We start from the raw sequence: 12,192 nt of genomic DNA on the forward strand, positions 1-12,192 counted from the left end.
CCCTCCACCAAAACCTCATCATACCTTTAAATTCAGATGGTCTTAACTCAGGAGTTCTACTATCCGCTCCTGCTATAAACATTGGCGTTATGACTTGGCATAAAAGACTACATCTGTTCATTTGCTCACCTCCTTACATTCACACTATTAACATATTTTACAATATCCTCCACCATTAACCATCCACCATAGCAATCTTTGTCATCTTCTTTCAGATATCCTTTTCTTTCCACTGCAGCAGAAATATCGCAGAGTTTTAATATGTGATGAATTAAATATGCCTGAAGCCTTCTTTGATGCTGTTCTAACAGCCTGCAACCTTTAGCCCAGACTCTTAGATCTCTTGCCATATCTTTTAAATCTGCAACTTTAAGACTTTTTGCTTCATTTGGAAAATATTTTTTATCCAATTTATCTATTTCTTTATGCCAATCTATATTTCCATCAAAGTCAGCTATTCCATCAACAATCGCTTGTACATCAGGTCTCTCGATATTATCTCCAAGAAGTCCGCTATCAGTATGATGAATTGCTATAGCAAAAATTACTGCATTTTTTAAATTTTCATCTACATCTTCATTTGTTAATTTTTTATAAAGAAACCCTGCACCAATTGGAGCATGAGATGGAAGCTTTTTATTTGTACGTAAATTTTCCTGCCATTTTTTTGTCAGTTTCCCAAGGTCGTGAAACAAAACTATCTGTTTTAATATATCTTTGCAGACAGATGCATCTCTTAAATTAAAAATCCTTAAAATTGTCTTTTCAAATAAAGGATAAATTACTTCGAATTTCTCTAATGCTTTTTCAATGTGTTCAGTATAGCTTTCATCTGGAGCACTTTTAAATAAAATATGATGTGTCATTTTTCACTCTTATGTTTTCATCATAATCATTTTTCTCAAGAATATACTTGCTAAATGGGGTAATTTTTCTTATCTCTTCAAAATACCATTTTTTAGAATCAATGTCATATTTAACCTTGTATTTTAAGATTTTGTTTTCAAAAAGCATCCATGCTACACCTATGTCAACATCTATTGAATTTTCTTTAAAATTAGTATTGTTAATGCTGTCTTGGATTCTATCCTTTTCTTTCCTACCTTCTCCAATAGAAAAGTCAACCACAACTAAGGTTACTGGTTTGCTATTTCTTACCTGAATGTTTTCTGGTTTTCTATCAGCATATAAAACGCATTCATACAAATCAATTAAACGTATCTCTTGCCTCATAATCGCTTGCTTTATAATCAAGGGTTTCGTTGACAAAACGGCAGACCTCTAAAAAATGGCGAATTGGGATATCGCCATGCTGGACTTTAACAGTAATGTGTGGAGAAATCTTTTCAGCATATTTTTTAATTCTCTCTGCGATACTATTTACAAGAACTCTCATCGGCAATACATAAATCATACAAGGTGCTATTTCAAACTTATTATTGATAAATTGTGATAAAAAGGGTACTAAAACTGCTTCTGTTTTTCCAGAGCCTGCTGGAGCTTTAAACAGAATTGGAAGATTTCCTTGATATATTTCCTCCGACACTTTAATTTGAAACTCATAAGGCTTAAATCCAAAAATTTTCTGGAAAACTTCCATTCTCAACTTACTTCCTTCATTTTCCTTTTTTACTTTAAATCATATCAAAGTCTCTCCCTCTGTATCAATCCCATGGAGGGGATGAGGCTTAATTTTGCTTCAATTCATTCTTTATCTTTTCTTTCGCTTCTCCATACCTCTATACATCCAAAGCCAAGGGAGTTTTTTGCGCCAATGCCTGCTTCAAAAGCCATTGTAAAAAGTTCTTCTGGAAGATTGAGTTCAAATACTCCATCCCATCCCTTTATCACTGTGTTTTTGTAAATAACGATCCTCTGGTCTTTTGAGTTTACTTTGTAAGGTTTTATTGAGCCTTCCAGTATTGTGCTTCCTCGCCATGTTCTTAGCTTTCTTTGCAAATTTTTAATTAACAATTTTTCAAACTCTTTTTCAAAGGGACAGTAATAGTAGGTTTTTCTTTTTCCATTAGCGGTTTCGAGGGTGCTATAAACAGTGATAGGTGAAAGAGTTTTAACATAGATTCTGTCTTTGTAAGCAGGTGGTCCTTCTACCTGTACTGATGATAAAATCATGTTTTCACTGCCAATTCTTAATGTGCCAGCTTTAAGCAGAGTCATTGCAAAGGATTGAATAAAATCATTAAACGGAGATGAGATAATTAGACTTACATTGCCATACAAGTATATCTTACCTTCTTTTACATGGGCTTTTTCAGAGGGAATAAGCCTTGAAAAGGTAAAAAATTTCATCCTTCGTTGTGTCTCAGGGTCTTTAAAGCCTCTGTCATGAAGATTTTCTCCAATATGAGATTCAAGATGATGATATATAAATCCCTGAATGATTTCGTTGTAATGGCAGGGTAGGGTGATAAAGGATTTTTCAGGATGATAGAATTTAATTTTAAGTCGCATTTTTACCTCTCTAATTCATTTGAGTTTAATTTATTTGAGACTGTTTAAAAACTTGAAATTTCCTGAAAATAATGTTTTTTTCATTTATTCTCCTTCTGGTTTGTATTCAATGTAGGGTTTTATATCAAGAATCGGAGTTCCATCATACATATCAAGTCTTCTTACTTTGATTATGTTATCTCTTACATCAATAACTTCAAGCACAGAAAGTCCTATTGGATTTGGTCTGTGAGGTGAACAGGTGCTGAAAACCCCTCTTGTTTCGTTTAAATGCGGTGGCTTCTGAATAAGTTTTTCAGGGCTGAATGCAGGAGATTTGTGAAAGCAAAATATGACAACTATTTTATCTCCTGCCTTTATATCCCTTAATCCAGGCTGATACTCTGGCTTAATAACAATCTCTCCTTCCACATCAGAGACACTCCAGTGTCTTGGAAGGCTTTCTGCTTTAGTTTTTACATACCCAATTGGTTTGAACTTATACTCTTCCATAAATCTTCTGAAGTCTGTTCAAACATTAAAAATTTAGTTTAAGTATATCATTTTTTACCATTTTCAACAACTTCAATGACAATTCTTAATCTCATTTTATGACTTTAAAGATTAATTATTTTTGTGATAATATAGTTCTATTAAATGATTGAGAACTGGATCAGTGAAATAAAAAGACATCCTGAAAGCAGTTCCATAGGAATGATTCTTATTCATAATGGAATTGTCAGGGCAACTTCTAAAAATGGAAAACCTGTGAGGGGTATGCGTCTTTCTTATAATGCTAAAAAGTTAAATATGCTCATTGAAGAGATTAAAAAGCAACAAGGAATTGTAGAGATTAAAGTCTGGATAAATGAGGGAGAATTAAAAATTGGTGATGATATAATGAAGGTGCTTGTGGCAGGCAGGCTTCGCACTGATGTTTTTCCTGCGTTACAGGAGCTTGTAAGTAAAATAAAAAATGAAGTTGTCAATGAAGAAGAAATTTTTTAAGTTTTTCATTTTCTTTTTACCTTTTTTACTTTTTGCTTGTATTCAGGAGATAGACCCTCTTTCTGGTAAGAAAGTTTACACTCTGCTTTCTACTGAGCAGGAGATATCCATTGGGCATCAGATCATTGCCTCTGCAATAAATGAAAATGATGGTTTATATCCTGACAGAGAAGTTCAGAACTATATAAGAGGGATTGGAGAAAAGATTGCTTCAATTACACCAAGAAAAGTTGATTACCGTTTTTATGTTGTAAACTCTTCTGAAATAAATGCTTTTGCCCTGCCCGGAGGACCGGTTTTTATAACAAGAGGGATTTTATTAAAAATGGATAAAGAAAGCGAACTCGTGGGAGTCCTTGCACATGAACTTGGACATATCAATGCAAGACATCATGCCAAATTTCTGGAAAAAACTTATGGAATGAATATTCTTTTAAACATTCTTGGCATAGCATTGCATGAAAGTAAATATGCTGCTGCAGTAATGAGTCTTGCCCAGGTTTCATCAGGACTTCTTCAGCTTAAATTTAGCCGTGATCAGGAAAATGAAGCAGACTCTCTTGGGGTAAAATTCAGTTATCAGGCTGGCTATGATCCAGAAGGCCTTTTAAGCATGTTTGAAAAGTTCAAAGCAATGCAAAAGGGTGGAAATGTTGAATGGCTGAGCACTCATCCTCTGCCTGATACAAGAATAAAAAATGTTCAGCAAATGATTTCAAGACAGTATCCTGATTCTTATAGACTTAAGCAGGATAGCGAAAATTTTCATAGGATTCAATCAATTCTTAGATCTACTAAAGAATCTTATGATTATGTTGAAAGAGCAAAGAAATACATAAAATTCCATAATTACTCAGAGGCTTTAAGTCTTCTTGATAAGGCAATAGCAGTTTATGGAAGTAATCAGGCATACACTTATAGAGCACTTGTAAATTTAAATTTAAAAAGATACTCTGAAGCAATAAACGATGCTAATAGAGCTATACAGCTTGACAGTCTTTATTTCTATCCATTGCTTATAAAAGGAGTAGCTTTGACTCATACAGGAAGATGGAATGAAAGTATAAATACTCTTGAAAAAGCTAAAAAATTAGTTAGTGAAAATCCTGATACATATTACTATCTTGGTGTTGATTATCAGGCAGTGGGAAATAGGGCTAAAGCTATAGAAAATCTCTCCACAGCACTGCAACTTACTGATGGAAAGCGTGGCTGGGAAGCAGATGCACAGAGGAGATTGAGAGTTTTAAGAGGATATTAAGGAGTGAACAATGAAAAGAGCGCATCTTTTTATAAGTGGAAGGGTTCAGGGAGTTTTTTACAGAGCATTCACACAGGAAGTTGCTCATTCTTTAAAATTAAATGGATGGGTGAGAAATTTAAGAGACGGAAGAGTTGAGGCAGTATTTGAAGGTGATGAGAATGCGATCTCTCATGCTATTCAAAGATGCAAGGAAGGACCGCCTTATGCAAGGGTTGACAATATTGAGATAATATGGGAAGAACCTGAAGGATTGAAGGGATTTGAAATAAGAAGAACAGCTTGACTAAACTAAAGTTGAAAAGTTTTAATAAATGCTAAAGAACAAGGGGTATCCCAATGAAAACACTCATTAAATTATTTGTTTTGATTGTTATTTTTTCTTTACTCCTTAGTTGTGGTGGGAAAGAGGCTATTAAAAAAGAAGAGTTTGATCCTGTAGTTTATCTAAAGAAAGCAGATGAACTTATAAGTAAAAAAGAGTATGAAGAGGCAAGAAAACTTCTTCTTGAAATAAAAAACAGAGAATCAGCAAAGGAGTATGCTCCTCTTGCTCAGCTCAAGATAGCTGAGTCGTATTTAAAAGAAGATGAACCTGAGCTTGCAATTACTGAATACAGAAGATTCCTGGAACTTTACCCTGAATCTACCTATGCTCCTTATGCTCAATACAGCATCGGAATGGCTTATTTCAGACAGATAGAAGGTGCTGAAAGAGGAGCAGGCACTGCTCAAAAAGCACTGAATGAATTTTTAAAGCTTGAAAAGATGTATCCAAGACATCCTTATGGAGAAATTCTTCCTTTGAGAATTCAGAAATGTAGGAACATTATTGCAGAGGGCGAGCTTTTAATTGGTAAATTTTATCACAAAAAAGGCTCTTATAAAGCTGCTATTGGAAGATTTGAGGGAATTTTGAAAAACTATCCAGATTTTAAAAATCTTGATGAAACTCTTTATTTACTTGCAGATTCATATAAAAATCTCAATATGACAGACATGGCAAAGCAGTATATTCAGCTTTTAAAGGAAAAATTTCCAGACAGTCATTTTGCAAAAAAAGCAGAAGGACTTAAAATTCAATAAATGGCTAAGCTTTTTCCAGCTTTTATTGACATAAAAGGTAAAAAGTGTGTTGTAGTTGGTGGTGGTAGGGTTGCTGAAAGAAAGATAAAAACACTGCTTCATTATGGAGCAAGAATAACATTAATAAGTCCTGAAATTAACGAGAACATAAGAAAAATCGTTGAAAAAGGTCAGATAGAGTATATAAAAAAGCAATTCAGTAAAGAAGACATTGATGATGCGATTTTAGTTGTGGCTGCTACATCAGATGAGAAACTTAATGCTCAGATAGTAAAGAATGCTAAATTTTTGGTAAACTGTGTCACTGCTACAGATGTCTCAGAAATTGGCGGTTTGTTGTATAATGTTCCAGCAATTTTTAATAAAGCAGATTTAACCATAGCTATTTCTACTGATTTTCCCGCATTGAGTAAACTCCTCAGGGATGAAATCTCAAAATCATATGGCAAAGAATTTGCATTATATTTGAGATATCTTAAAAAGCTTAGAAAAGAAATTCAGAAAAAAATCCCTGAAACTAAAAAAAGGCAGGAAATTTTTAAAAAAATTGCTTCAAAGAAAATTGTGTCAATTTTGAAACAGTATGGTTTTAAAAAAGCAAAACAGGAGGTTGAAAAAATCCTAAATGAAATTTAAGGTAGCGGTGATAGGTGCTGGATATTTTGGACAAAGACATATAAAAATGCTCACTCAGATGCCTGATGTGGAGATTGTTGGTATTGTAGATAAAGATGTAGAAAAAGCTAAAGAAGTTGCACAGCAGTATAAATTGAAATATTATGTTGATTATGCGGATTTATTGAAATTTACTCCTATTTTTTTTGTTGTAACACCAACAATAACTCATTTTGATATAGGAATGGATTTAATAAAACATGGTAAAGCAATTTTTATAGAAAAGCCTTTAACTGGAAGACCTGTTTTTGCAGAGATGCTTCTTGATGAGGCAAAAAAAAGAGATGTAATAATTCAGGCTGGATTAATAGAAAGATATAATCCTGTAGTGAAAACTTTCTTTGAACATTTGAAAGAACCTTTTTTTATTCAAACAAAAAGAGTATCTCCTTTTGTTGGAAGGGCCACTGATACAGATGTTACTTATGATCTTATGATACATGACCTTGATTTAATATGGATGATGCTTAAAAAATCTGGAGATTTTGAGTTGACAGATATAAAAGTATTTACCCAGAGTATTATAACTTCAAGGATTGATTATGCCTCTGTCTGGATGGAGTTTGAGACACAGAAAGGAATTACTAAAGCTCATCTTACAGCAAGTAGAGTTTCCTCGGAGTTTTGCAGAGAAATCTCTGCTGTGCAGCAAAATAGTGTAATTTATGCTGATTTGATAAATAAAAAATTAAAAGAAGTTGATAAAGATGGTAAGATTAATGAAATTCCTGTGCAGAATGTAGACAGTCATCCTTTATATGAGGAAATAAGAGATTTTTTAAACTCAGTAAAACAAAAAAAGTTTTCTCAACAGGCAGCATCTCCTCAGGAAATAATTGAAGTGCTCAAAATAATAGATAAAATAAACGAAGGGAGATAGGATGAAACCATTTATTGACTTGCAAACACAATACAGAAATATCAAAGATGAGATTATCACATGCATAAATGAAATTCTTGAAAGTTCCCATTATATTCTTGGCAAAAATGTAAAAGCCTTTGAAGAGGAAGTCAAATCATATCTGGGTGTAGTAGATGCAATTGGAGTTGCCTCAGGCACAGATGCCCTTCATCTTGCTCTTAAAGCTTTAGATATAGGTTATGGAGATGAAGTAATAACAACTCCTTTTACTTTTTTTGCCACAGTTGAAGCTATTCTTTATGTGGGAGCAAAGCCTGTTTTTGTTGACATTGAAGAGGATACTTACAATATTGATCCTGAGAAAATTGAAGAAAAGATTACTCCAAGAACAAAGGCAATTATTCCAGTTCATATATTCGGAGCTCCAGCAGATATGATAAAGATAAATGAAATTGCCAGGAAATACGACTTAAAAGTAATTGAAGATGCTGCACAGGCTTTTGGCGCAAGAATTGGAAATAAAAAAGTAGGAAGTTTTGGTGATGCTGGTTGTTTTAGTTTCTATCCAAGCAAAAATCTCGGATGTTTTGGTGATGGTGGAATGGTTGTTACAAACGATATGAAAATAGCAGAAAAAATAAAGATACTCAGAAATCATGGTTCCAGAGGAAGATATCTTCATGAAACCATTGGTTTAAATTCAAGGCTTGATGAAATTCAAGCAGGAATTTTAAGGATTAAAATGAAGCATATAGAAGAATACAACGAGCAAAGAAGAAAAAAAGCATTTCTTTACACTAAACTTTTAAGTGATGCTGTAATAACGCCGAAAGACAAGGATAATTTCTATCATGTATATCATCTTTACAGTATTCGATCTTCAAAGAGAGATAAAATAAAAGAAACTTTATCAAATCATGGAATTCCTTCAGTAGTTTACTATCCTCAACCAATGCATTTGCAGAAAGCCTTAAATTTTCTTGGTTATAAAGAAGGGGACTTACCTGTTGCAGAGGCTGTAGCAGGAGAGATTCTTTCTTTACCAATGTATCCTGAACTTCCCGATGAGGAAGTTTATGAAATATCACAGATTATATTGAGATGTCTGCAAAACTCTTAATAGTTGCAGGTGAATCATCAGGAGAGCTTTACGGTTCTTTGCTTGCTTCATATCTTAAAGAAAAATTTGAACTTATTGGAATAGGCGGTAAATACATGGCTCAATCTGGAGTGAAGCTTATCGGAGAGATTACCCATTCTTTTGGTGGCTTTGAGGTGCTCGGACATATAAAAAAAATAAGAAAAAATATGGAAGCTGCTACAAAAGCCTTGAAAGAAGTTCAGGGTGTTATATTAATTGATTTTCCTGATTTTAATCTTACTCTTGCCAAAAAAGCTAAGGAAATGGGAAAAAAGGTTCTTTATTATGTGAGTCCTCAGATTTGGGCATGGAGACATGGAAGAATAAATATCATCAGGAAAGTTGTTGATTTTATGGCTGTTGTTTTACCATTTGAAGAAACTATATATAAAAAAGCAGGTGTTCCTGTGAAATTTGTTGGTCATCCTATGTTTGAAGCTATGATAGAGGAATTGCCAGATGAAGAACATACACAGTATAGAAAATTTTTAAGAGAAAAATACGGAATTAGTCAGGATACAGTAGTCACATTAATGCCTGGTAGCAGACCTTCTGAAATAAAGAGAAAAATGCCTTTAATGTTAGAACTTATAAAGATTTTCCCTTCCTACCATTTCATAATTCCAAAAGCACCAAATATTGAATTCAGTGAAAGCACTCTTAAGAAAATCACATCTTCAGGAAATGTAACAATTTTGAAAGAAAAATCCTTTACTGCACTGGCAATGAGCGATGTTGCAGTAATTACATCAGGCACATCCACACTTCAGGCAACTTTGCTTAAAATTCCTATGGTTGTTATTTATAGGTTAAATCCTCTATCATACGTTATTGGTAAAGCTATCATTAAAGGCGTGAAACACATTACTTTGCCTAATGTTATTGCTGATTTTATGAATCTGGGCGATGTTAGAGTGCCTGAATTTATTCAGAAGTTTGATACGAAAATAATCGCAGAACAGGTTAATCTTTTACTTTATGACAATGCTTACAGAGAAAAGATTATTAATTTTCTTGACAGCATCAGAAAATATTTTGTCGGGAAAAAAGCTTCCCTGGAAGTTTCGGAGATATGCAAGCAACTTTTTTAATTTACAGTTTTTTATATTTAGTCGCTCTAATGTTTCTGCTTCCTTTTGAATACTTTAAAAGACCTGTTTCTTTAAGAAAAAGATGGATAAGGGAAAAATTCGGATTTTTTAAAAAAAATGACAAGATTGAAGCATTCAAGCCTAAAATATTGATTCATGCGGTCTCAGTTGGAGAAGTAGTGGCTGTATCAAGGATGATTAAAGAGCTTTCCAGTAAATATGAGATAATTCTAAGCACAATCACTGACACTGGACAGAAGATAGCTCAGGATAGATTTAAGAATCACAATGTGAAGGTAATTTATATACCTTTTGACATTCCATTTGCAATTAATAAAACTTTAAGACATTTTAAGCCTGTTGCACTGATTCTCACTGAAACAGAACTCTGGCCTAATTTGATAAGAATCTCTTCTAAAAAAATTCCTGTAATCCTTGTAAATGGAAGAATGAGTGATAAATCTTTTAACGGCTATAGTAAGATTAAGTTCTTCATTAAGTCTTTACTTAAACGATTGACTCTACTGTGTGTTCAGGAAGAGAGATACAAGGAGAGATTTTTAAATATTGGTGCAGAGGAACAAAAAATCCATGTGACAGGGAATATGAAGTTTGACATTGAGTTAAGGGAGATTCACTTTCCTTGGGAAAATGCTATTGAACAACCTGTTATCCTTGCGGGAAGCACCCATGAACCAGAAGAGGAGATTATTTTAGATGCTTTCCTCAAGCTTAATATTACTGGCACTCTTATAATTGCACCAAGACATCCAGAAAGATTTGAAGTAGTTGAAACTCTTATAAAGAGAAAAATTGCTGAGTCAAGTAAAGAAATCTCTTTTTCAAAATTAAGTGAAATGCCTTCTGTCTTCAGTGTTAAACCTTTAGCCTATGTTGTCCTTGTTGATCAGATGGGAATACTTGGCAGTCTTTATCGTATCTGTGATATTGCAATTATAGGAGGAAGTTTTATTGCCCATGGAGGGCAAAATCCTCTGGAGCCAGCTTATTGGAGGAAACCTATAGTCTGCGGTCCCTTTATGCATAATTTTCCATTCATAGAAGAATTTTTAAATCACAAAGCATGTATAATGATTGATAAAGCCTCTTTACCAGAAATTTTGAAAGAATTAGCAGAAAATTCAGAACTAAGACAGACAATAGGTAATAGAGCCTATCAACTTTTTTTGAATAAATCAGGTGCAACAGAAAAAACCTTGAGGCTGATTGAGAAAGTTATTCCTTAGCAAGTTTTTCAAGTAGGGAAAGTTTATCAGTCTGTCCTATTACAATCAATGTGTCTCCTTCTTTAATAAGAGTTTGCGATGTTGGATTGAATTTCATTCTTCCATCTGCTCTTTTTATTCCAAGTATGATGACTCCAATGTCCCTTCCTATACCACTCTGGGCAATTGTTTTTCCGACAAGACCTGAACCTGAAGAAACTTTTATTTCTTCTATCTGAATCTCAATATGTTCAGAACGGGTTGCAAATTCAATAAAATCCACTACAGTAGGTCTCAAAATTGTATGGGCAATTCTAAGTCCACCGATAAAATAAGGAGATACTACTTTGTCTGCTCCAGCTCTCTTAAGTTTAGATTCTGCTTCTTTATCAATTGCCCTTGCTACTATAAATAGATCAGGGTTTAATTCCCGTGCACTTAAAACTACATAAAGATTTTCTGCATCTGATGGCAGAACTGTAATAAGTCCCTTAGCTTTTTCTATCCCTGCAGACTTTAAAACATCGTCATGCGTTGCATCACCTTCTACATATACAAATTCTTCATCTTCAGGGAGATTAATTTTATTTTTTTCAATAACTACAACTGGCATATTATTAGCCTTAAGTTCTTTAACTATAATGCTTCCCATTCTTCCATAGCCACATACAATGTAATGTTGTGCTAATCCATCAATTTTTTTTCTCATTCTTCTTTTTTTGAAAACCTCCTTTATTTCTCCTTCAATTATTATTTTAGCTCCTGTGGTAAGACTATAGGTAAAGATTCCAAAACCATTCAATATAAGAATAATTGTAAAAATTTTACCAGGCTCATCAAGGTCTTTAACTTCTTTAAAACCAACTGTTGCGAGAGTAATTACAGTCATATAAAATGCATCAATAAACTTCATATCTTCAATAATCATATATCCTGCTGTTCCGAAAACAAGCACTGCAATGATAAGAAGTAAAATCAAAACAAATTTCCTGCGAATGAGATTCATTATAATACCTTTCTTCTTTCTGAACCAAACATTATGGTTCAAAGCATGGGTGATATTTACGATGATAAGTTAAATGAAGTCTTCTGAAAAAATCAAGACTCAGGATTAAGTGAAAAATACGGAATTTAATTTGGAGTTAAATAGCTTTTTCCCACAATTGACTATTTATAGCACAAGTCTATTATAATTATCTATTCTAACTCTAACTTAAGGAGATTGTTATGGATGAGAAAACCTTATCAAATTTAATAAGAGAGGCAGTAAGACAGGAAATCAATCTTTTAAAAAATGAATTAAAGGAAGAGCTTAAAAATTTTGCAACGAAGGAAGATCTGAAAGCCTTTGCAACGAAGGAAGATCTGAAAGCCTTTGCAACGAAGGAAGA

At 33.5% G+C, this 12,192-nt stretch carries 16 protein-coding genes; 9 read left to right on the forward strand and 7 right to left on the reverse strand.

Annotated elements, in window-relative coordinates; all coding sequences use genetic code 11:
• The 6 genes from cmr1 to tsaA all read right to left on the reverse strand — a co-directional run.
• A partial coding sequence (gene cmr1 / locus ACP5O9_RS08145; protein ID WP_428723812.1) for a type III-B CRISPR module RAMP protein Cmr1 occupies positions 1-121 on the reverse strand: 121 nt, incomplete at its 3' end.
• A gap of 4 nt (positions 122-125) precedes the next feature.
• Positions 126-866, reverse strand: a complete 741-nt coding sequence (locus tag ACP5O9_RS08150) for a CRISPR-associated endonuclease Cas3'' (protein ID WP_428723804.1) — start codon at positions 864-866, stop codon at positions 126-128.
• The gene (locus ACP5O9_RS08155) at positions 844-1,233 is read right to left on the reverse strand and encodes a hypothetical protein (RefSeq protein WP_428723805.1); all 390 of its coding nucleotides are present in this window, start codon (positions 1,231-1,233) and stop codon (positions 844-846) included. Before ACP5O9_RS08155 ends, ACP5O9_RS08150 begins: the two co-directional genes overlap by 23 nt.
• The gene (locus ACP5O9_RS08160; RefSeq protein ID WP_353686788.1) at positions 1,208-1,600 is read right to left on the reverse strand and encodes a DEAD/DEAH box helicase; all 393 of its coding nucleotides are present in this window, start codon (positions 1,598-1,600) and stop codon (positions 1,208-1,210) included. The genes ACP5O9_RS08155 and ACP5O9_RS08160 overlap by 26 nt, the downstream gene beginning before the upstream one ends.
• A gap of 104 nt (positions 1,601-1,704) precedes the next feature.
• Positions 1,705-2,472 (reverse strand): CRISPR-associated endoribonuclease Cas6, encoded by a 768-nt coding sequence (cas6, locus tag ACP5O9_RS08165; RefSeq protein WP_353686789.1) that lies wholly within the window; start codon positions 2,470-2,472, stop codon positions 1,705-1,707.
• A gap of 84 nt (positions 2,473-2,556) precedes the next feature.
• Positions 2,557-2,964 carry an SAM-dependent methyltransferase gene (tsaA, locus tag ACP5O9_RS08170; RefSeq protein WP_428723806.1) on the reverse strand — a complete coding sequence of 136 codons (408 nt, stop codon included), beginning with the start codon at positions 2,962-2,964 and terminating at the stop codon, positions 2,557-2,559.
• A 144-nt stretch (positions 2,965-3,108) separates the two neighbouring features.
• On the opposite strand from tsaA, the gene ACP5O9_RS08175 reads away from it, so the two are divergent.
• From ACP5O9_RS08175 to ACP5O9_RS08215, 9 genes are read left to right on the forward strand one after another with little or no spacing between them, the layout of a single operon-like run.
• Entirely contained in the window at positions 3,109-3,459 is a 351-nt protein-coding gene (locus tag ACP5O9_RS08175) for a molybdenum cofactor biosynthesis protein MoaE (RefSeq protein WP_353686791.1), read from the forward strand.
• Positions 3,440-4,720, forward strand: a complete 1,281-nt coding sequence (locus ACP5O9_RS08180) for a beta-barrel assembly-enhancing protease (protein WP_428723807.1) — start codon at positions 3,440-3,442, stop codon at positions 4,718-4,720. Before ACP5O9_RS08175 ends, ACP5O9_RS08180 begins: the two co-directional genes overlap by 20 nt.
• A 10-nt stretch (positions 4,721-4,730) precedes the next feature.
• Complete coding sequence (locus tag ACP5O9_RS08185; RefSeq protein ID WP_353686793.1) at positions 4,731-5,006, forward strand: acylphosphatase; 276 nt, start codon at positions 4,731-4,733, stop codon at positions 5,004-5,006.
• Positions 5,007-5,059: 53 nt separating this feature from the next.
• Positions 5,060-5,806: an outer membrane protein assembly factor BamD gene (locus tag ACP5O9_RS08190; RefSeq protein ID WP_353686794.1), complete on the forward strand. Its 747-nt coding sequence runs from the start codon at positions 5,060-5,062 to the stop codon at positions 5,804-5,806.
• Positions 5,807-6,442 (forward strand): precorrin-2 dehydrogenase/sirohydrochlorin ferrochelatase family protein, encoded by a 636-nt coding sequence (locus ACP5O9_RS08195; RefSeq protein WP_428723808.1) that lies wholly within the window; start codon positions 5,807-5,809, stop codon positions 6,440-6,442.
• A complete protein-coding gene (locus tag ACP5O9_RS08200; RefSeq protein ID WP_424904644.1) occupies positions 6,432-7,361 on the forward strand; it encodes a Gfo/Idh/MocA family protein in 930 nt (309 codons plus the stop codon). Before ACP5O9_RS08195 ends, ACP5O9_RS08200 begins: the two co-directional genes overlap by 11 nt.
• 1 nt (position 7,362) lies before the next feature.
• Positions 7,363-8,463, forward strand: coding sequence for a DegT/DnrJ/EryC1/StrS family aminotransferase (locus ACP5O9_RS08205; RefSeq protein WP_428723809.1), 1,101 nt, complete (start codon positions 7,363-7,365; stop codon positions 8,461-8,463).
• Positions 8,445-9,575: a lipid-A-disaccharide synthase gene (lpxB, locus tag ACP5O9_RS08210; RefSeq protein WP_353686798.1), complete on the forward strand. Its 1,131-nt coding sequence runs from the start codon at positions 8,445-8,447 to the stop codon at positions 9,573-9,575. Before ACP5O9_RS08205 ends, lpxB begins: the two co-directional genes overlap by 19 nt.
• Positions 9,576-9,604: 29 nt before the next feature.
• A complete protein-coding gene (locus ACP5O9_RS08215) occupies positions 9,605-10,822 on the forward strand; it encodes a 3-deoxy-D-manno-octulosonic acid transferase (protein ID WP_428723810.1) in 1,218 nt (405 codons plus the stop codon).
• On the opposite strand, the gene ACP5O9_RS08220 is transcribed toward ACP5O9_RS08215, so the two are convergent.
• Positions 10,812-11,807, reverse strand: coding sequence for a potassium channel family protein (locus ACP5O9_RS08220; RefSeq protein ID WP_428723811.1), 996 nt, complete (start codon positions 11,805-11,807; stop codon positions 10,812-10,814). The genes ACP5O9_RS08215 and ACP5O9_RS08220 overlap by 11 nt on opposite strands.
• Positions 11,808-12,192 lie beyond the last annotated feature (385 nt).

It is taken from the genome of Thermodesulfovibrio sp., assembly GCF_049969575.1.
Lineage (GTDB): Bacteria > Nitrospirota > Thermodesulfovibrionia > Thermodesulfovibrionales > Thermodesulfovibrionaceae > Thermodesulfovibrio > Thermodesulfovibrio obliviosus.

What these genes read in the sequence shown, in the direction of transcription:
- ACP5O9_RS08185 (WP_353686793.1), top strand. Translation starts at nt 4,731, where the DNA reads ATGAAAAGAGCGCATCTTTTTATAAGTGGAAGGGTTCAGGGAGTTTTT.
- ACP5O9_RS08205 (WP_428723809.1), top strand. Translation starts at nt 7,363, where the DNA reads ATGAAACCATTTATTGACTTGCAAACACAATACAGAAATATCAAAGAT.
- cas6 (WP_353686789.1), bottom strand. Translation starts at nt 2,472, where the DNA reads ATGCGACTTAAAATTAAATTCTATCATCCTGAAAAATCCTTTATCACC.
- ACP5O9_RS08195 (WP_428723808.1), top strand. Translation starts at nt 5,807, where the DNA reads ATGGCTAAGCTTTTTCCAGCTTTTATTGACATAAAAGGTAAAAAGTGT.
- ACP5O9_RS08160 (WP_353686788.1), bottom strand. Translation starts at nt 1,600, where the DNA reads ATGGAAGTTTTCCAGAAAATTTTTGGATTTAAGCCTTATGAGTTTCAA.
- ACP5O9_RS08200 (WP_424904644.1), top strand. Translation starts at nt 6,432, where the DNA reads ATGAAATTTAAGGTAGCGGTGATAGGTGCTGGATATTTTGGACAAAGA.
- ACP5O9_RS08190 (WP_353686794.1), top strand. Translation starts at nt 5,060, where the DNA reads ATGAAAACACTCATTAAATTATTTGTTTTGATTGTTATTTTTTCTTTA.
- ACP5O9_RS08155 (WP_428723805.1), bottom strand. Translation starts at nt 1,233, where the DNA reads ATGAGGCAAGAGATACGTTTAATTGATTTGTATGAATGCGTTTTATAT.
- ACP5O9_RS08215 (WP_428723810.1), top strand. Translation starts at nt 9,605, where the DNA reads ATGTTTCTGCTTCCTTTTGAATACTTTAAAAGACCTGTTTCTTTAAGA.
- lpxB (WP_353686798.1), top strand. Translation starts at nt 8,445, where the DNA reads ATGTCTGCAAAACTCTTAATAGTTGCAGGTGAATCATCAGGAGAGCTT.
- ACP5O9_RS08150 (WP_428723804.1), bottom strand. Translation starts at nt 866, where the DNA reads ATGACACATCATATTTTATTTAAAAGTGCTCCAGATGAAAGCTATACT.
- ACP5O9_RS08175 (WP_353686791.1), top strand. Translation starts at nt 3,109, where the DNA reads ATGATTGAGAACTGGATCAGTGAAATAAAAAGACATCCTGAAAGCAGT.
- ACP5O9_RS08180 (WP_428723807.1), top strand. Translation starts at nt 3,440, where the DNA reads ATGAAGAAGAAATTTTTTAAGTTTTTCATTTTCTTTTTACCTTTTTTA.
- tsaA (WP_428723806.1), bottom strand. Translation starts at nt 2,964, where the DNA reads ATGGAAGAGTATAAGTTCAAACCAATTGGGTATGTAAAAACTAAAGCA.
- ACP5O9_RS08220 (WP_428723811.1), bottom strand. Translation starts at nt 11,807, where the DNA reads ATGAATCTCATTCGCAGGAAATTTGTTTTGATTTTACTTCTTATCATT.